The sequence below is a fragment of the Massilia sp. Bi118 genome (genome assembly GCF_918697865.1).
Lineage (GTDB): Bacteria > Pseudomonadota > Gammaproteobacteria > Burkholderiales > Burkholderiaceae_D > Telluria.
Genome location: NZ_CAKKMV010000002.1, coordinates 445,755 through 465,926 on the forward strand (window position 1 = coordinate 445,755; position 20,172 = coordinate 465,926).

The 20,172-nt window shown below is 62.8% G+C and carries 9 protein-coding genes; 6 read left to right on the forward strand and 3 right to left on the reverse strand.

The annotated features are described in order from the left end of the window. Window positions 1-85 precede the first annotated feature (85 nt). A complete protein-coding gene (locus LQV39_RS04665; protein WP_230020574.1) occupies window positions 86-3,079 on the forward strand; it encodes a TonB-dependent receptor in 2,994 nt (997 codons plus the stop codon). Window positions 3,080-3,139: 60 nt separating this feature from the next. Here LQV39_RS04665 and LQV39_RS04670 read toward each other — a convergent pair whose 3' ends face one another. Together LQV39_RS04670 and LQV39_RS04675 are read right to left on the reverse strand one after the other, a co-directional pair. Next, window positions 3,140-4,012: an EamA family transporter gene (locus LQV39_RS04670; RefSeq protein WP_230020575.1), complete on the reverse strand. Its 873-nt coding sequence runs from the start codon at window positions 4,010-4,012 to the stop codon at window positions 3,140-3,142. A gap of 2 nt (window positions 4,013-4,014) precedes the next feature. Continuing rightward, window positions 4,015-5,631, reverse strand: coding sequence for an NAD(P)/FAD-dependent oxidoreductase (locus LQV39_RS04675; RefSeq protein ID WP_230020576.1), 1,617 nt, complete (start codon window positions 5,629-5,631; stop codon window positions 4,015-4,017). A 637-nt stretch (window positions 5,632-6,268) separates the two neighbouring features. On the opposite strand from LQV39_RS04675, the gene LQV39_RS04680 reads away from it, so the two are divergent. Both LQV39_RS04680 and LQV39_RS04685 read left to right on the forward strand, forming a co-directional pair. Further along, window positions 6,269-9,328 (forward strand): TonB-dependent receptor, encoded by a 3,060-nt coding sequence (locus LQV39_RS04680; RefSeq protein WP_230020577.1) that lies wholly within the window; start codon window positions 6,269-6,271, stop codon window positions 9,326-9,328. 626 nt (window positions 9,329-9,954) lie between these two features. After that, window positions 9,955-12,945 carry a TonB-dependent receptor gene (locus LQV39_RS04685; protein WP_230020578.1) on the forward strand — a complete coding sequence of 997 codons (2,991 nt, stop codon included), beginning with the start codon at window positions 9,955-9,957 and terminating at the stop codon, window positions 12,943-12,945. Between the two features lie 105 nt (window positions 12,946-13,050). On the opposite strand, the gene LQV39_RS04690 is transcribed toward LQV39_RS04685, so the two are convergent. Continuing rightward, window positions 13,051-13,776: a 16S rRNA (uracil(1498)-N(3))-methyltransferase gene (locus LQV39_RS04690; RefSeq protein WP_230020579.1), complete on the reverse strand. Its 726-nt coding sequence runs from the start codon at window positions 13,774-13,776 to the stop codon at window positions 13,051-13,053. A gap of 134 nt (window positions 13,777-13,910) precedes the next feature. On the opposite strand from LQV39_RS04690, the gene tkt reads away from it, so the two are divergent. The 3 genes from tkt to LQV39_RS04705 all read left to right on the forward strand — a co-directional run bounded on the left by tkt (window position 13,911) and on the right by LQV39_RS04705 (window position 20,114). Continuing rightward, the gene (tkt, locus tag LQV39_RS04695; protein ID WP_230020580.1) at window positions 13,911-15,905 is read left to right on the forward strand and encodes a transketolase; all 1,995 of its coding nucleotides are present in this window, start codon (window positions 13,911-13,913) and stop codon (window positions 15,903-15,905) included. Between the two features lie 41 nt (window positions 15,906-15,946). Further along, window positions 15,947-16,957 (forward strand): type I glyceraldehyde-3-phosphate dehydrogenase, encoded by a 1,011-nt coding sequence (gene gap / locus LQV39_RS04700; RefSeq protein WP_230020581.1) that lies wholly within the window; start codon window positions 15,947-15,949, stop codon window positions 16,955-16,957. Window positions 16,958-17,198: 241 nt separating this feature from the next. After that, on the forward strand, window positions 17,199-20,114 hold the full coding sequence (locus tag LQV39_RS04705) for a TonB-dependent siderophore receptor (RefSeq protein WP_230020582.1): 2,916 nt from the start codon (window positions 17,199-17,201) through the stop codon (window positions 20,112-20,114). Window positions 20,115-20,172: the final 58 nt, after the last annotated feature.

Here is a 20,172-nt window from a genome sequence, read left to right on the forward strand (position 1 = left end):
AATATGCATATGTTCCAGTGTACGCCGTCGAATTGCTAAATTGCAATGACGACCTCACAACAAATCGATATCGACAGGGGGAAGTATGAAATTGCAGTCCGCGCGCTTCCAGCGCCGTGCCGCCACTGCGGCGATTGGCATGCTGATCGCGTCATTCGCTTATGCGCAAAGTTCCGAAGGTTCGATCCACGGCCGTGGCAAACCGGGCGAGAAGGTCACCATCACCAGCACCGAAAACGGCTCGAGCCGCCAGGTCACGGTCGATTCGCGTGGCGAGTACACCGCCAACAAGCTGCCGCCGGGCGCCTATACGGTCGAATCGGCCGGCGTCAGGCACGACGTGAGCGTCGCCATCGGTTCCGGCAGTACCGTCGACCTGGTCCAGGACACGGCACGCGTGGTCGTCCGCGGCGCACGTTCCACCATCGACGTCGCCAGCGTCGAGTCGAGCACGGTGTTTACCGCCGACCAGATGGCTGCGCTGCCGGTGGCGCGCGACATCAACATGGTCGCCCAGCTGGCGCCGGGCGTCGTGCGCGGCGACCCCGATCTGGGCTCCGGCAACCTGCCGTCCTTCAGCGGCGCGTCGGTGGCCGAGAACGGTTACTACATCAACGGCTTCGACGTCACCAACATCCGTAACTTCCTGTCGTACGCGAACCTGCCCTTCGACGCCATCGGCGCGCAGCAGATGAAGAGCGGCGGCTACGGCGCCGAATACGGCCGCTCGCTCGGCGGCGTGATCAGTATCGCGACCAAGCGCGGCACCAATACCTGGAAGGCGGGCGGCGCGATGTTCTACGAACCGCAGTCGCTGCGTTCGACCGGCAAGAACGTGGCCGACCTGAACCTGGTGGACGGCAAACCGACCGGCAACTACACCGTGTTCAACGCGCCGCGCAAGTCGAGCGACCTGTCCTACGACGTGTTCGCCGGCGGCCCGATCATCCAGGACAAGCTGTTCGTGTTCGGTATCCTAGAAGGCCGCCACGACACCGTCGACAGCTTCTCGGAAGCCGGCAGCGTCCGCACCCGCTCGCGCAAGCCGAACGGCATGATCAAGGTCGACTTCACGCCGAGCGACATGCATCGCCTCGAGTTCACGGCGATCGACAATCGACAGGAAACGGAGATCACCGACTGGACCCAGGATCTGTCCGTGCATCCGGAAGACAAGAACCTGACCTGGCACAAGGGCAGCCCGGCCTACAGCACCCAGACCTCGGGCGGCAATGTGCTGATCGGTAAGTACACCGCCTACGTGACCGACAGCCTGACCTTGTCGGCCCTGGCCGGCAAGGTGAGCGACAAGCTGACGAGGACCGAAGGCGCGCGCCAGGCAGGCCTCGATTGCCCGGTCGTCCTCGAAACCGATGGTGCGAGCGAAATCGGCTGCTGGGCCAAGCCTTTCCCTGGACCTTCCGTGCGTGCGCTGAACGCGCCGGATGACGAGGACAAGCGCAAAGCCTACCGTTTCGACATCGACTATGTGCTGGGCAGCCACACGCTGCGCGGCGGTATGGACAACCAGAAGTTCACTTCGGTGCAGGCCGGCAGCTCGAGCTACTCGGGCGGCTACTACTATCGCTATTTCATCAGCCCGACCGGCACCGTGAACGGCGTGCCGAATGCGGTGGCGCCGGGCGGCCAGTACGTCCGCCGGCGCGAAACGACCTCGACCGGCGGCGCTTTCGAAGTCGAGAACAAGGCCTACTACATCGAAGACAACTGGAAGATCGTCAAGAACGTGCTGCTGTACGCGGGCCTGCGTTCGGAATCCTTCGACAACCGCAATGGCGACGGCGTCAGCTTCGTCAAGGCCGACAACCTGGTCGCGCCGCGCCTGGGCGTGTCGTGGGACGTGATGGGCGACTCCTCGCTCAAGGCCTTCGCCAACGTCGGCCGCTACTACATCCCGGTGGCGTCGAATACCAATATCCGCGCCACCCAGGGCGAACTCTACGAGCAGCGCTTCTTTACCTTCACCGGCCGCGATCCGCGCACTCAGGGCCCGCTCGGTCTGTCCGCCAAGGACATCGGCACGCCGCAGATCGTCAGCGACGGCAGCCTGGCGAATCCGGCGACGATCTCGGACATGAATCTCAAGCCGATGTCGCAGGATGAAGTCATCCTCGGCTTCCAGAAGGCGCTGGCATCGCGCTGGACCGTGGGAATGAAGGCGACCTACCGCAAGCTCAACAACGGCATGGACGACTACTGCTCGCACCTCGCGTTCGAGCGCTGGGCAGCCGACAACAATCACCCGAACTTCGATTCCAGCACGATGGCGGGCTGCATGCTGCTCAACCCGGGCAACGACATCACGCTGATGATGGATCTGAATAATGACGGCACCCTCCAGAAAGCCACCGTTCCGAACAGCTACCTGGGCCTGAGCAAGTACACCCGCACCTACAAGGCGCTCGAGTTCACCCTCGACCGTCCATGGGACGGCAAATGGGGCCTGAGCGCATCCTACGTCCTGTCGGCGCTGAAGGGCACCGGCGAAGGCTACGTCAACTCGGTGATCAACCAGGAAGACGCAGGCGTTACCCAGGACTTCGACTTCGCCGCGCTGACCGACGGTAACGACGGCTACCTGTCGAACGACCGCCGCCATGTGTTCAAGCTGTACGGTAATTACGCCCTGACCGACGAATGGCGCCTCGGCTTCAATGGCATCCTGGCATCTGGCCGCCCGACCAGCTGCATCGGCTTTGTGCCGGACTGGGCCAAGGACGCGTCCGACGCCGCCAACTACACCACGGCATCGGCGTTCTACTGCCTGAACGACAAGGGCCAGTCGGAACTGCACAACCGCGGCACCGCCGGCCGCACGCCGTGGACCCACTCGCTGGACCTGCAGGTGGCCTACATCCCGAAGATCGCCCGCGGCAAGCTGACGCTCCAGGCCGACGTGTTCAACGTGTTCAACCGCCAGCAAGTCACGGAGTGGAACGAGCAGCGCGACTATTCGCGTGACACCGTTTCCGAAGGTACCCTGAACGCGAACTACCAGAAGCCGACCGGCTTCCAGACCCCGCGTTCGGTGCGCTTCACGGCCCGTTACGAGTTCTGATCGCGTACTGTGTGAAATGAGAACGCCGCCCTCGGGCGGCGTTTTTTTTATTCTGCGCTTTTATTCCGCGCTTCCGGCGCTCGCCGCGGTCGCCCCGCAGGCCAGGATCACCAGCGCGATCCCCAGCCACTGCACCCCTGACAGACGTTCGCCCAGCACCATGAAGCCGGCCAGGGCCGCCACTGCCGGCGAGGCGCTGACCAGGATGCCGAACACCCGCCGCGGCAGCTTGCGCAGGGCGATCATCTCCAGCGTGTAGGGCGCGGCCGAGGACAGGATGGCCACCGCCAGGCCGGCCGCCAGCACGGCGGGCGAGAGCAGGGCGCCGCCGGCGTAGCGGGCGCCGATCGGCACGATGAAGACGCTGGCCGCCAGCATGCCCCAGGCCACGGTGCCGGAACCCGCCGCCGTCGATGCGCGCTTGCCGAACACGATGTACAGCGCCCAGCACAGGGCGGCGCCGGCGGCGCAGGCGACACCCAGCGGGTCGAGCGCGCCGGTCCCGGATTTGAGCGGCAGCAGCAGCCACAGGCCAAAAGCCGCGCAGGCCACCCACACGAAGTCGCGCGCGCGGCGCGAGGACAGCAGCACCACGGCCAGCGGTCCCATGACCTCGATCGATACCGCGATGCCGATCGGGATGCGCGCGAAGGCGCGATAGATCAGCAGGTTCATGCTGCCCAGCGCCAGGCCGTAGAGCAGCAGCCAGGGCAGGTCGGCGCGCGAGGGCAGGGTGCGCCAGGGCCGGGTGAAGGCCGCCAGCAGCAGGGCCGACAGGCCGACGCGCAGCGCGACCACGCCTTCGGCCCCGACCAGCGGGAACAACTGCTTGGCGAAGGCCGCGCCGGCGTAAGTCGACACCATCGCGCCGGCGATCGCCAGCACCGGCAGGGCGGCGCCCGGCTGGACCTGGACCTGGGCCTGGCTCGTCACGTTCAGCCGACCATGGACAGCGCGACCGCTTCCGCCACGCGGATACCGTCGATCGCGGCCGACATGATGCCGCCCGCATAGCCGGCGCCTTCGCCGGCCGGGTACAGGCCGCGGGTGTTCAGGCTTTGCAGGTTGTCGTCGTGGCGCTTGATGCGGATCGGCGAGGAGGTGCGGGTTTCGACGCCGGTCAGCACCGCATCCTCTTTATAGTAGCCCTTGATCTGCTTGTCGAAGGCGACGAAGGCTTCGCGCATGGCGACGATCGCGTATTCCGGCAGGGAAGGGGCGAGGTCGGTCAGGTGCACGGCCGGCTTGAAGGACGGGATCACCGCGCCGAATTCGGTCGAGGCCACACCGCGCACGAAGTCACCCATCAGCTGGCCCGGGGCGTCGTAGTTGCTGCCGCCGAGGACGAAGGCGCGCGATTCGAGTTCCCTCTGGAAGGCGATGCCGGCCAGCGGGTGGCCGGGATAGTCCTGCGGCGTGATGCCGACCACGATCGCGCTGTTGGCGTTGCGCTCGTTGCGCGAATACTGGCTCATGCCGTTGGTAACCACCCGGCCTTCTTCGCTCGAGGCGGCGACCACGGTGCCGCCCGGGCACATGCAGAAGCTGTACACGCTGCGGCCGTTGGAGGCGTGGTGCACGATCTTGTAGTCGGCCGCGCCGAGGATCTCGTTGCCGGCATTCGGGCCGAAGCGGCAGGCGTCGATCAGCGATTGCGGGTGCTCGACCCGGAAACCGATCGAGAACGGCTTCGCTTCTATATAGACACCGCGGTCGTACAGCATCTGGAAGGTGTCGCGCGCGCTGTGGCCGATCGCCATCACCAGGTGCCTGGTCGGGATTTCCTCGCCCGAGGCCAGGCGCACGCCCACCACCTGGCGGCTGTTGCCTTCGCCTTCGACCAGCACGTCTTCCAGGCGGGTCTCGAAACGGATCTCGCCGCCCAGCGACAGGATCTCGGCGCGCATCTGCTCGACCATCTTGACCAGGCGGAAGGTACCGATGTGCGGCTTGCTGACGTACATGATCTCTTCCGGCGCGCCCGATTTCACGAACTCGGACAGCACTTTGCGGCCGTAGTGCTTCGGATCCTTGACCTGGCTGTACAGCTTGCCGTCCGAGAAGGTGCCGGCGCCGCCTTCGCCGAACTGCACGTTCGACTCGGTGTTCAGCTTGCGCTTGCGCCAGAAGCCGAAGGTGTCGACGGTACGCTCGCGCACGACTTTGCCGCGCTCCAACACGATGGGATTGAAACCCATCTGGGCCAGGATCAGGGCGACGAACAGGCCGCACGGACCCATGCCGACCACCACCGGGCGCGGGGCGCCGGGCGCCGGGCGCGCAGCGGTCACGAATTTGTAGCCGGTATCGGGCGCCGGCCCGATCTGGCGGTCCTGCTGCAGCCGCTTCAATACCTCCGCCTCGTTCTTCACCTGCACGTCCAGTGCATAGATCAGCACGATGGCGCTGCGCTTGCGGGCGTCGTAGCTGCGCTTGAACACCGTGAAGTCGATCAGCTCATCTTCAGCGATGCCGAGGCGGCTCAGCACCGCCTGGCGCAATGCGGGTTCGGGATGGTCGAGGGGAAGTTTTAATTCGGCAATTCTCAGCATGGTAGGGGGCGTGGCTAGCAAACGCTTGGTCGGTTCAACCTTCTATTGTAACCCGGCGCGGCAGGCGGCAAGGCGGCCATGCCGGGAATGTCCGCCCACCGGACACTTAGCCTGTCCGCATTGTCCGCCGGGGCGGCCGCAGAGGGAGGAACTTATGTCCGCCGCATAGGGTTTGACGTTGCACAGACCCAACGTTTGACAAATTAATGACAAAAATCTTCGTTGCACCATAACTGTGCATTATTTCCCGATATAAGCAGGATGTATATACATATGACGCAGTGCAATAAATACAAAAAGCATGGCGTCAATATAGTGCGATATGTATTGACTTGATTTCATTGAGTTTTTTCTGGACATGATGTTTTTTTGAGCAGCTTGTCACATTTGTATTGCTGCGCCACACAATTGTGCATATTGCCGTGCATCTTCATGGTGCATGCATAGCCGGTCTTTCCTGGCTTCGGAATGATGTCCTGGAGCAATTGACACTTGTAGAAACGTTATGTTCCTATGTGCGTACATATCCTTACCGAAATAAGGATAGGGCTTCGCCTTTGGCTGAGTTAGAGAGAAAAATTAGTTTGTTTTGCAGTAGTTGGTGATTGAAACGTCTTACCCAAAAATAGGAAATCACATGCTCAAGAAAACCGTATTAGTTCACGCATTGATGCTCGCATTCGGCAGCGCTGCGTTGACCGTTGCCACGATGGACACCGCCATGGCGCAGTCGAACGCCACCGGTAACATCTACGGTAGCGTCGCGCCGGGCTCCGATGTGTCGGTCGTCATCGAGAACGAAGCCACCGGCCTCCGCCGTTCCGTCACCCCGGATGCGCAAGGCCGCTTCCGCGTGACCGCTCTGCCGCCGGGCACCTACAAAGTCACCCAAATGCGTGGCCAGGCCGCTGCCGGCTCGATGAATGTCGACGTCAGCATCAGCCAGAGCGCCGCAGCCGATTTCGCTCCGGCATCGGGCATCCAGACCGTCCAGGTGACCGGCCAGCGTCGCACCATCGACGTCACCAGCACCAACAGCGGCGCAACCTTCAATGCGCGCCAGCTGGCGGCACTGCCGATCGCCCGCAACGTCGACGCGATCATCCAGCTCGCACCGAACACCACCCGCGCCGACTCCCGCTTCGCCGGCGGCGCCTCGATCGGCGGCGGTGCAGCTTCCGAAAACTCGTACTACATCAACGGCTTCCCGGTCACCAACCCGCTGACCGGCCTGGGCGCTGCCCAGCTGCCCTTCGGCGCCATCGCCGAAGCGCAGGTCCTGACCGGTGGTTTCGGCGCCGAATTCGGCCGTTCCGTCGGCGGCGTGGTCAACATCATCACCAAGAGCGGTACCAACACCTTCGAAGCCGGCGGCCTGATCACTTATGAGCCGAAGCAATGGCGTTCGAAGTTCCGCGACATCTATTACGCGAATACCGGCGCCAACCCGGCCACCGACAATACCCTGCGCCTGGCCCGTGCCCAGAACGAGCGCGAGCAGAAGAGCTACAGCCTGTACGCAGGTGGTCCGATCATCCAGGACAAGCTGTTCTTCTTTGCCGCTGCCGAGATGACCGACCGCGACGACGGCTACACCAACGGCACCCGCGTGGCGTCGGCGGCATCGAACACGGCCTTCGGCTGGCGCGACCGCCAGATCAAGACCCAGCGCTACATGGGCAAGATCGACTGGAACATCAACGAAGACCATCGTCTCGAATTCACCGCCCTGGGCGACACGCCGAAGATCGACATCGCCGACAGCGGCTTCAACTATGCCGACCGCAGCCGCAACGGCATCGTCACCGCCCGCGCGCACTACGAGAACGTGGAGTCCCAAGGCTTCGTCGGCGGCAAGAGCAATATGCTGAAGTACACGGGCAACCTGACCCAGGACTTCACGCTGACCGCGCTGTATGGCAAATCGGAAATCAAGCGCGTCAACAGCTTCGAGGGCTACGATCCGAACGAGTTCTCGAAGACCTTCTCGCCGGACGTGCAGGTGCCGGGCCTGAGCTACACCAACCCGCAGTCGATCACGGGCACTGTCTTGGCCGACGGTTCCAAGGACATCGTCAAGTCTGGCCGTCTCGACCTGGAATACCGCCTCGGCGCACACACGCTGCGCGGCGGCCTGGATCAGACCAAGGTGCAGTCGCTGGCCGCGGGTGAATTCCGTGGCGGCGGCGGCCGCTGGACCTACTACAAGCAGGCCAACCCGAACACCTCGATCGACACCGTCGGCGGCTTCGTGATCCCGTCGCCGGCCAGCGGCGGCGGCTACGGTACCCAGGGCTACTACGTCACCAAGGACCTGTTCAACACGGTGACCGACTCCTACGCCGAACAGAGCGCGTTCTACCTGGAAGACAAGTGGCAGCTCCACAAGGACTTCCTGCTGACCGTGGGCCTGCGTAGCGAATCCTTCAAGAACCAGAACGGTCAAAAGCAGACCTTCCTGGACATGAAGAACCAGATCCAGCCGCGTCTCGCCGCCGCCTGGGACGTGAACGGCGACGCCAGCCTGAAGGTCTTCGGTACCGCCGGCCGCTACTCGGTGCCGATCCCGACCCACATCTCGGTGCGTGGCGCCGGCCGTTCGACCTTCACCGCCCAGTACTACACCTACACCGGCGTCGATGCGAAGGGCAACCCGACCGGCCTGGTCCAGCTGAGCCCGCCGCTCTCGAACAACAACGAGTACGGCCAGGACAAGGTCATCGCAACCCTGGCTGCGCTGGACATGAAGCCGGCCTACCAGGATGAGATCTCGCTGGGCTTCGAACGCGCCTGGTCGCCGACCCTGAACTTCGGCGGCAAGGTCACCTATCGCAAGCTGCGTCAGACCATCGACGACTTCTGCGACGTGCGTCCGTTCGAGCGCTATGCTGCCGCGAACAACATCGCCATCACCAACATCTTCTGGGGCGCTTCCTGCCAGACGTTCAACCCGGGCCAGGACAACACCTTCATGGTGGACTTCGCCGGCGATCCGAGCAAACTCACCAAGGTGCACCTGACCGCTGCCGAGCAGGGCTTCGACAAGCCGAGCCGTACCTATGCGGCCCTGGACCTGTTCGCAGAGCATCCGTTCCGCAACGGCTGGTATGGCAAGCTGTTCTACACCCTGTCGCGCAACAAGGGTAATACCGAAGGCCAGGTGAAGTCCGACAACGGCCAGACCGACGTCTCCGCAACCTCGACCTGGGATTACCCGGAAGCGATGAAGGGTGCCTATGGCCGCCTGCCGAACGACCGCAAGCACCAGATCAAGGCCTTCGGCTACTATGAAGTGACCAAGGAAGTGATGCTGGGTGGTAACGTGCTGCTGGCTTCGGGCCGTCCGCGCAGCTGCATCGGCAGCCTGCCGGTGCCGGGCGATTCGCCGAACTACTCGAACCAGAACTTCTACTGCTTCGGTGCAACCCGTGCACAGAACGTTCTGACCCCGCGTGGTACCGTCGGCGAGCTGCCATGGGACAAGCGTCTGGACCTGAACGTCGCTTATCGTCCGAACATGGTGCCGGGCCTGCAGGCGCGCGTCGACGTCTTCAACGTGTTCAACACCCAGACCGTGGAGAACGTGACCGAAGCCTACAACAACGGCAGCGCGAAGAGCTCGACCTACGAACTGCCGATCAGCTACACGGCGCCGCGTTCGGTCCGTCTGTCGGTGTCCTACGACAAGAAGTTCTGATCGTCGCTTAAGTCAGCCGATTGAAACGCCCCGGTTCGCCGGGGCGTTTTTTTTTGCGCCTGAGCAATTTGTTGTACGACTCCAACATGATATCCGCATGAATTGTATATACCGGCCTATGCATTGGTGTACTTACGCGCGCAGAAATGCAGCGGCCGGCGCAATGCGCCGCACCAATTTATTACACGCCGAAGAAGGCAGGGAGACGGAAGAGAAGTTCTTTAACTTTTGCTAAGTTCTGCGAAAAGTACCTGAACCGGCAAAAATTTTGTTCGGTGAAACGCGTTTATGCGGCAAGCATATTGCGGCGCAGCATACTTTGGAATGCCCGATGCAGCAGAACGGCGCACCGTTCAGAGGCGCAGCAAAGGTCTTGTTGATACATAAACCAAATTGACACCCAAAGAATACATATGCTTTTATTGCAAAACATTAACTTTGGTGGCATGCAGTTCGGGCATCCAATTTTGATAGATATAAATACACCTGTCAATACAATACGGGTCTAGGTGGTGATTTAAAAATGGGCAGTCCACAAAACGGTCCGAATCGAAAATAAGGGAATCACAATGTTGAAGAAATCAGTATTAGTTCACGCGCTTGCACTGGCTTTTGGGGGAGTAGCTTTGACCGTTGGTGTGGTCGAGCCGGCCATGGCGCAGTCGAACGCTTCAGGTTCGGTGTTCGGCAAGGTTGCCGCAGGCAGCGGCGACACCGTCGTCCTGAAGAGCAATGACACGAACGCGACCCGTACGGCCACTGTCGACGCAAGCGGCAGCTTCCGCGTTACCAGCCTTCCGATCGGCACCTATACCGTCACCCTGTCCAAGGGCGGCAACGTCGCCGGCACCACCCAGGTCGACGTGATCGCTGGCCAGGGCGTCGAAGCAAGCTTCGCCACCGCCGGCGTGCAGACCGTGCAGGTGACCGGCCGCCGCACCCGTATCGACGTGACCAACTCGGTCAACGGCGCTACCTTTACGGCCCGTGAACTGGACAAGCTGCCGATCGGCCGCAACGTCGACGCCATCATCCAGCTGGCCCCGAACACCACCCGCAGCGACCCGAGCTATGGCGCCGGCGCCAGCTTCGGCGGCGGCGCGGCCACCGAGAACGCTTACTACATCAACGGCATGACCGTGACCAACCCGCTGAGCGGCCTGGGCGCGATGGAACTGCCGTTCGGCGCGATTGCCCAGGCATCGGTCCTGACCGGCGGCTACGGCGTCGAATTCGGCCGTTCGATCGGCGGCGTGGTCAACATCACCACCAAATCCGGTACCAACACCTGGGAAGCCGGCGCCTACGCGTCGATCACCCCGGCCTCGACCCGCGCCAAGTACAAGGACCGCTACTACGCGAACACCGGCGCCTTCCCGGAAACTGACGGCAAACTGTACGTGCGCCGCTCGCAGAACGAACTGGAGCAGAAGCAGTTGTCGGCCTACGTCGGCGGCCCGCTGATCCAGGACACCCTGTTCGGCTTCGTCGCCCTCGAGCAGACCCGCAGCGATCAGGGTGCGGTTGCCGGCGTCTCCAGCGCCACCAACCTGGCTACCTCGGGCTGGCGTGACACCCAGACCAAGAACCGCCGCTACATGGGCAAGCTGGACTGGAACATCAACGACAACCACCGCCTGGAATTCACGTCCATCGGCGACCTGCCGGAATCGGATGCTTCCTTGCGCGGGTACGACTACGCGACCGGCGCCATCGGCTCGACCGTCACCTCATCGAACCATCAGCAATTCGGTCCGGACCAGTACAACGGCGGCAAGTTCAACAGCCTGCGCTACATCGGCAACATCACCGAAAACCTGACCATCAATGCCCTGTACGGCAAGATGAAGTCGGAACACATCTACGAGCCGAACGGCTACGATCCGACCCTGGCGCAGGTGTCGGCAGCGACGGCCAACCGCTATCCTGGCTTTAACTACACCAGCGGCCAGAAGGTCAGCGGCACCGTGCCGCTGAGCGGCTCGAGCGACGAAGTCCAGTCGAAGCGTCTGGACCTCGAGTACAAGCTGGGCTCCCACACCATCCGCGGCGGCGTGGACAACAACAAGATCGTGACCCAGTCCGCCGGCGTTGGCTATGCCGGCGGCAGCCTCTGGCAGTATCAGAAGACGACCAACGTGACCACGCCTCTGGTGGTGTCGGGCGGCGTCCTGCCGGCCGCGCTGAACACCTATGGCGGCATCGCTGCCCAGGGCTACTACGTCCGTAACATCGTCTACAAGACCTACTCGAACGCGTTTGCCGGCCAGGACGCCCAGTACCTGGAAGACCGCTGGCAGGTGACCAAGGATGTGCTGCTGACCGCCGGCGTGCGCCGTGAAGGCTTCTACAACGCCAACCAGAACGGCGACAAGTACATCGAGATGAAGAACCAGTGGCTGCCGCGCTTGAACGTGGCGTGGGACGTGAACGGCGACAGCACGTTCAAGGTCTACGGCAGCGCCGGCCGCTACACGGTGCCGATCCCGAGCTCGGTGGCACTGCGCGGCGCCAACGGTTCGACCTACACCTTCGAGTACTTCACCTATACCGGTACCGATGCGAACGGCCTGCCGACCGGCACCAACCGCATCCTGCAGCCGGTGTCGAACAACAACGAGTACGGCCAGGCCAAGGATCCGAAGACCGTCGCTGCGCAGGACATGAAGCCGGCCTACCAGGACGAGATCACGCTGGGCATGGACCGCCAGCTGACCCCGGACTTCGTCGTTGGCGCGAAGTTCACCTTCCGCAAGCTGCAATCGACCCTGGACGACACCTGCGATTCGCGTCCGTTCGATGCCTATGCCGTGGCGCACAACATCGACACCTCGAACTACGCCGGCTTCGGTTGCGCGACCTTCAATCCGGGCGAAGACAACAACTTCCTGGTCGACTATGCCGGCAACAAGAACTACACCCAGGTACACCTGAGCAAGGCCGATCTGGGCTTCGAGAAGCCGACGCGTAACTACGCGGCGCTGGACTTCAGCTTCGAGCACCCGTACCGCAACGGCTGGTGGGCAAAGCTCACCTATACCCTGTCGCGCAGCAAGGGTAATACCGAAGGCCAGACCCTGTCGGATACCGCCACCGCACAGGCTGAGGTAGCCGGCACCCAGACCTGGGACTATCCGGAGCAGATGATCGGCGCCGACGGCCTGCTGCCGAACGACCGCACGCACCAGATCAAAGCCTTCGGTTTCTACGACCTCACGCCTGAAGTGACCGTCGGCGGCAACCTGCTGCTGGCATCGGGCCGTCCCCGTTCGTGCTTCGGTACCGACCCGCTGCACCGCGGCGGCGACTACAGCAGCGCTGCACACTACTGCTTCGGCGCTGTCGCCGAGGAAAACGTGTACTCGCCGCGTGCCAACCTCGGCCGCCTGCCGTGGGAAAAGACTGTCGACCTGAACCTGGTCTACAAGCCGAAGTTCCTGCAAGGCCTGGGCCTGCGCGTGGACGTCTTCAACGCGTTCAACAGCCAGACGGTTGCGAAAGTGGACGAGACCTACAACAGCGACAGCGCACGCGTTGCTACGTACGAAATGCCGTCCTACTTCACCGCACCGCGCTCGATCAAGTTCAGCGCCGAGTACAACTACAAGTTCAAGTAATTAATTTGTAGTGTTTGGGGTCGGAGCCCGGTTCATCCGGATGGGCTCCGATCCCGGCTGATCAAGACCGATCAGGCAAGGCCCACGGTTCGCCGTGGGCCTTTTTCATTCCCCGGACCAGACGGCGTTCAGCGTCGCCAGCGCCGCCAGCCCGGCGGTCTCGGTGCGCAGCACCCGCGGCCCCATGGACAGCGCCAGCGCGCCCTGGGCCAGCGCCGCATCCTCTTCCTGCGCGCTGAAGCCGCCCTCCGGCCCGATCAGCAGGGTCACCGCCTGCGGCTTGGTATCGCGCGCCCAGCCGGCCAGCGATTGCACCGCGCGCGGCGATAATAAAATCCGCGGCTGGTCCGACGGCTGCGCGATGTAGCGTCCGAAATCCTGCAGCGGCAAAAGAAGGGCCAGCCGGTTGCGCCCGCTCTGCTCGGACGCCGCCACGATCACGCCTTCCCAGTGCGCCTGGCGCTTCTCCGCGCGCTCGCCCGACAATTTGACCACCGAACGCGCCGCCGCCAGCGGCTGGACCGCGGCCACGCCCAGTTCCACCGCTTTCTCGATAATCCAGTCCATCTTGCTTCCCTCGGGCAGGCCCTGGGCCAGGGTGACGGGGTAGGGGAGTTCGGCCTCGACGTCTTCGAAGGCGACGACATCGGCGCTGGCCCGGCGTTTGCCGATCTCGCGCAGGCGCGCGCGCGCCTGGCCGCCTCCGCCGTTGAACAGCACCACCTCGTCCCCCGGTTGCTGGCGCACGACGTGCAAGTGGTGGGCGACGGCTTCCGGCAGATCGACGATGGCGCCGGGAATCAGGGGCTGGGGGCAGTAAAAGCGTGGCATGGACGGCAAGCGATCTATATGGAGAAAGCGGCATTTTAAAGCGCCGGCGCACCGGTCTGGTAGAATACCCGGTTAAGGCCAGCAGTAATGACGCACAGCGCCACCGCTTTTCTATCCTCTGACTCACCACATCCATGAAACCAGTTCAAACCACCACCCTGATGGCCAACGCGATCCGCGCGCTGGCGATGGACGCTGTCCAGAAAGCCAATTCCGGCCACCCGGGCATGCCGATGGGCATGGCCGAGATCGCCGTCGCGCTGTGGGATGGCCACTATCGCCACAATCCGGCCAATCCGGGCTGGATGAACCGCGACCGCTTCCTGCTCTCGAACGGCCACGGCTCGATGCTGCATTACTCGCTGCTGCACCTGTCGGGCTACGACCTGTCGATGGACGACCTGCGCAGCTTCCGCCAGATGCACTCGAAGACCCCGGGCCACCCGGAAGTGCACATCACGCCGGGCGTGGAAACCACCACCGGCCCGCTGGGCCAGGGCATCGCCAACTCGGTGGGCATGGCGCTGGCCGAATGGCTGCTGGCGAAGGAATTCAACCGTCCGGGCTTCGACATCGTCGACCACCACACCTACGCCTTCCTGGGCGATGGCTGCCTGATGGAAGGCATCTCGCACGAAGTGGCCTCGCTGGCCGGCACCCTGCGCCTGAACAAGCTGATCTGGCTGTACGACGACAACGGCATCTCCATCGACGGTAAGGTCGAAGGCTGGTTCACCGACAACACCCCGCAGCGTTTCGCCGCCTACGGCTGGAACGTGATCCCGGACGTCGACGGCCACAGCGTCGAAGCCGTCGATGCGGCGATCGCCCAGGCCAAGACCTCGGACCGCCCGACCCTGATCTGCTGCAAGACCATCATCGGCAAGGGCTCGCCGAACCTGCAGGGCGGCGACAAGGTGCACGGCGCCGCGCTGGGCGAGAAGGAAGTCGCCGCAGTGCGCGAACACCTGATCTGGGATGCGATCCCCTTCGACATCCCGGCCCCGATCTACGAAGCGTGGGACCACAAGCAGAAGGGTCTTGAGGCCGAAGGCCAGTGGAACAAGCTGTTCGACGGCTACCGTGCGCAGTTCCCGGAACTGGCCTCGGAATTCGAGCGCCGCATGAAGGGTGAGCTGCCGGGCAAGTTCGAAGAGACCCTGGCCGCCGCCATCGCCGCGACCGTCGAGAAGAAAGAAACCATCGCCACCCGCAAGGCCAGCCAGAACGCGATCCAGGCCCTGGCGCCAGTGCTGCCGGAATTCCTGGGCGGCTCGGCCGACCTGACCGGCTCGAACCTGACCAACTGGAAGGAATCGATCGCGGTGCGCTCGGGCGTCCCGGGCAACCACATCAACTACGGCGTGCGCGAATTCGGCATGGCCGCCATGATGAACGGCATCGCCCTGCACGGCGGCTATATCCCGTTCGGCGCCACCTTCCTGACCTTCTCGGACTATAGCCGCAACGCGCTGCGCATGGCCGCGCTGATGAAGATCCGCTCGCTGTTCGTGTTCACCCACGACTCGATCGGCCTGGGCGAAGACGGCCCGACCCACCAGTCGGTCGAACACGTGTCCTCGCTGCGCCTGATCCCGAACCTGGACAACTGGCGTCCGTGCGACACCACCGAATCGATGGTGGCATGGGGCGAAGCCCTGAAGCGCACCGATGGTCCGGCGACCCTGATCTTCTCGCGCCAGAACCTGCCGTACATGGAGCGTGACGCTTCGACCGTCGCCTGCATCGCCAAGGGCGGCTACATCCTGCGCGACGCCGACAATCCGCGCGCCGTGCTGATCGCCACCGGTTCGGAAGTCGAACTGGCCGTGAACGCCGCCGCCACCCTGGCCGGCCAGGGTATCGCCGTGCGCGTGGTCTCGATGCCGTCGACCGACGTGTTCGACCGCCAGGACGCCGCCTACAAGCAGCAGGTACTGGGCAAGGGAATCCCTCGTGTGGCGATCGAAGCCGGCGTGACCGACTTCTGGTACAAGTACGTCGGCCTGGAAGGCGCCGTGGTCGGCATCGACACTTTCGGCGAATCGGCCCCGGCGCCGGTGCTGTTCAAGCACTTCGGCTTCACCGTGGACAACGTCGTGGGAAAAGTGAAATCCGTGCTGGTCTGACGATTTGAATTAAAAGATTTTTTTTCAATCAGGAGTAGACAATGACGATCAAAGTAGCAATCAATGGCTATGGCCGCATCGGCCGCAACGTGCTGCGTGCTTTCTATGAAGGCGGCAAGAAGCAGGACATCCAGATCGTGGCGATCAACGATCTCGGCAACGCCGAGCACAACGCCCACCTGACCCGCTACGACACCACCCACGGCAAGTTCCCGGGCACCGTCGTGGTCGAAGGCGACACCATGATCGTCAACGGCGACAGCATCCGCGTGTTCGCGCAGCGTAACCCGGCCGAAATCCCGTGGGGCGAGATGAAAGTGGACGTGGTGCTGGAGTGCACCGGCTTCTTCACCACCAAGGAAAAGGCTTCGGCCCACCTGAAGGGCGGCGCCAAGAAGGTCATCATCTCGGCGCCGGGCGGCAAGGACGTCGACGCCACCATCGTCTTCGGCGTCAACCAGGACGTGCTGAAGGCATCGGACACCGTGATCTCGAACGCCTCCTGCACCACCAACTGCCTGGCCCCGCTGGTCAAGCCGCTGCACGATGCAATCGGCCTGGAAACCGGCCTGATGACCACCGTGCACGCCTACACCAACGACCAGGTGCTGACCGACGTGATGCACGAAGACCTGCGCCGCGCCCGTTCGGCCACCCAGTCGATGATCCCGACCAAGACCGGCGCCGCCGCCGCGGTCGGCCTGGTGCTGCCGGAGCTGAACGGCAAGCTGGATGGCTATGCGATCCGCGTCCCGACGATCAACGTCTCGATCGTCGACCTGTCCTTCATCGCCAAGCGCGACACGACGGTCGAAGAGATCAACAAGATCATGAAGGACGCCTCGGAAGGCGCGTTGAAGGGCATCCTGACCTACAACACCGAGCCGCTGGTGTCGGTCGACTTCAACCACAACCCGGCATCGTCGAATTTCGACGCGACCCTGACCAAGGTCTCGGGCCGCCTGGTGAAGGTCTCGTCCTGGTACGACAACGAGTGGGGCTTCAGCAACCGCATGCTGGACACCACCGTGGCGCTGATGAACGCCAAATAATCGGCACGCGTCTTAGCTGAGCCTTAAAACAACGCCCCCGGACTGGGAAACTGGTCCGGGGGCGTTGTTTTTATGCTTTACGTCAGTACTATATTGGTATGAAGATGTTACGAAAATACAACGTATTGGTGTTTTGTGTATCAAAAAGCTACAAATTCTCACAAAAAATTTTTTCCCTCGGCGACACTCTAGAGGTGCATACATGCCGTGCACATAACAACTAGAAGCCGAGGGAATTAACTTGAACAAGCAACTCATACTCAAGCGTAGCGTTATCGCCGTTGCGATCGCACTGGGAGGCACGTCGATCACGTTCGCCCAAACCGTAAGTGGTAGTGGCAGCACTGTTAACAACAGCGGTAATGGAGACAACACGATCCAGCGCGTGGTCGTCACGGGCTCGAACATCAAGCGTACCGACAAGGAAGGCACCGCACCGGTCAGCGTCATGACCGCGGCCGATATCAAGGCCACCGGCGCGACCACCGTTGCCGACTTGATTAAATACGTCCCGTCGATGGGCTCGGACGGCAACCAGGACTTTGTCAGCGGCGGCGGTTTCGCCAAGGGCGCCGCTACCGCCTCGCTGCGCGGTTTTGGCTCGTCCTCGACCCTGATCCTGTTGAATGGCCGCCGCATGAACCCGGCGCCTTACGCCGACCCGAACACCGGCAACTCGGTCATCTATGACCTGAACAGCATCCCGATCTCGGCCATCGAGCGCGTCGAAGTCCTGCAGGACGGCGCCTCGGCCGTGTACGGTTCCGACGCCATCGCCGGCGTCATCAACTTCATCCTGAAGAAGAGCTACCAGGGTGCGGAAATCGCAGCGCGCTACGGCGCCAACGATGACCGCAACTTTGCCAAGAAGGGCGCCAACGTCATCTTCGGCAAGGGCGACCTGGACAACGACGGCTATACCTTCATGATCACCGGCGATATCAGCCAGCGCGATCGCACCAAGCGCAAGGACGCCACCGATATCGAGTACGAGCAGTACCAGATCATGAACGGCCGCTACAAGTCGAACTACTCGACTTATGTGTCCCAGTACCCGACCATCTTCAGGGAAACCAAGTCGGGCAGCAAGAACTTCGGCGTGACTCGCGCGACCGCACCGAACAACATCGTCTTCAGCTCGGCCTGCCCGGATTCCGAAAAGATCACTCTCGGCGAAAAGGACGGCCTGAACCCGGCCACCAGCACCATCCTGAACCGTACCGTCTGTAACTACGACGCGACCATCTACGACGAAGCCCAGGGCTGGGGCAAGGATATCAGCGTGCTGTCGCATGGTGAGCTTAAGCTGGGCAGTAACGTCGTCGGCTTTGCCGATCTCAGCTACAACCGCAACGACCGCCAATACACCGCTGCACCGATCACCGTCGGTACGACCAGCGTCGGCAGCTTCACCGCCAACGGTGTGGGTTCGCCGTTCCAGCTGATCCTGCCGGTCGGCCACCCGGACAATCCGTTTGCCACGGACCGCGCGTCGGCGTCTTATCGCTTCACCAGCCTGCGCGGCGGCTCGGCATCGCTGACCGAGGGCTACCGTGCCCTGGCTGGCCTGCGCGGCACCAACTTCGGCTGGGATTGGGAAAGCGCGCTGCTGTGGAACCGTTCGAACCGCGACGACGTCTACTACGGACGCCTGGTTCTTGCGACCCTGAACACCATCATGACCCAGAACCGTTCGCTGGCGTCCGTGAACGCCGACCCGAATATCGGCCACGATGCGGTGTCGAAGAACACCTCCCAGATCAGCCAGTGGGACCTGAAGGTCTCGCGTGAGTTCGGCCATCTGGCTGGTGGCGCGATCGGCGTCGCAGCCGGCGTTGAAGTCCGCCGCGAGAGCACCGACCTGAACCCGGATCCGATGGTCGCTTCCGGCCAGATCTACGGCCTTGCCAACACCATCCTGCACAGCGGCCGTACGATCAAGTCCGCGTTCGCAGAAACCCGCCTGCCGGTGTTGAAGAACGTGGAAATCGACATTGCCGGCCGGGTCGACAAATACCCTGACCTGAAGAGCAATTTCGTGCCGAAGATTGGCGCCAAGTGGACGATCACCGATGCAGTCGCTCTGCGCGGCACCTATGCCGAAGGTTTCCGCGCTCCGTCGCTGAGCCAGATCGTGCCGGGCGGCGCCCAGTACTTCCTAAACGGCGTCTGGGATCCGAAGCGTTGCGGTCCTGACCACCAGACCCCGATCGCGGGCGGCGGCACCGTCACCGACTGCGCGATCAACATTGCGGGCACCGGCGGCTTCAACCCGGACCTGAAGCCGGAAGAATCGAAGACTTGGAACATCGGTCTTATCTTCTCGCCGACCAGCAGCTTCGATGTGACGCTGGATTACTTCCACATCAAGCGTACCAACGAGATCGTGCTGGGCACGTCCAGCGAAGCGCTGAAGAACGAAGACCGCTTCCCGGGCAACGTGACCCGTAGCACCACCGGCCTGCTGGTGGATGCATCCGGCAATCCGATCCCTGGCACCGGCCAGCTGCTGATGGTCGCCACGCCGTGGGAAAACCAGGGCATGACCGAAGAAGGCGGCATCGACATCGAAGGCCATTACCGCATGCGTCTGGGCGAGTATGGCAACGTGACGAACACCCTGCGTGCGACCTACGTCCAGACCTACAAGATCCAGCAGTTCGCGGGTGACCCGATGAACAACGTGGCAGGCACCATCCCGGGCCTGAGCGACTGGCTGCTGTCGGCCGGCACCGCGATGCCGCGCTGGAAGAGCAGCTGGACCACCAACTGGAACCGTGGCGACCATAACGTGACCGCTTCGGTCAACTACGTGGGCCCGGTCTCGCTGCTGCGCCGCTACGATGGCGACACCAAGTACGCACAGCCGTTCTGCCACTTCGGTACCCGCAAGCCGACCGATGCAGCACCGGACCGCGACACCTCGAACCCGCTGTACGAGACCTTCTATCCGAAGTGCTCGGTCAAGGAATGGGTGACCTTCGGCCTGGGCTACACCTACACCGGCTTCAAGCACTGGACCCTGAGCGGCAACATCCAGAACCTGTTCGACACCAAGGCCCCGTACGATCCTAACTACACCGCGGGCGGCTTCAACGAAGACCTGCACAACCCGTACGGCCGTTACTTCAACTTCAGCGCACGCTACACTTTCTAAGTGTTGCTGCCTTGCCCGCCCGGTTAGCCGGGCGGTGCTGGATTTGCATGCAAAAAAG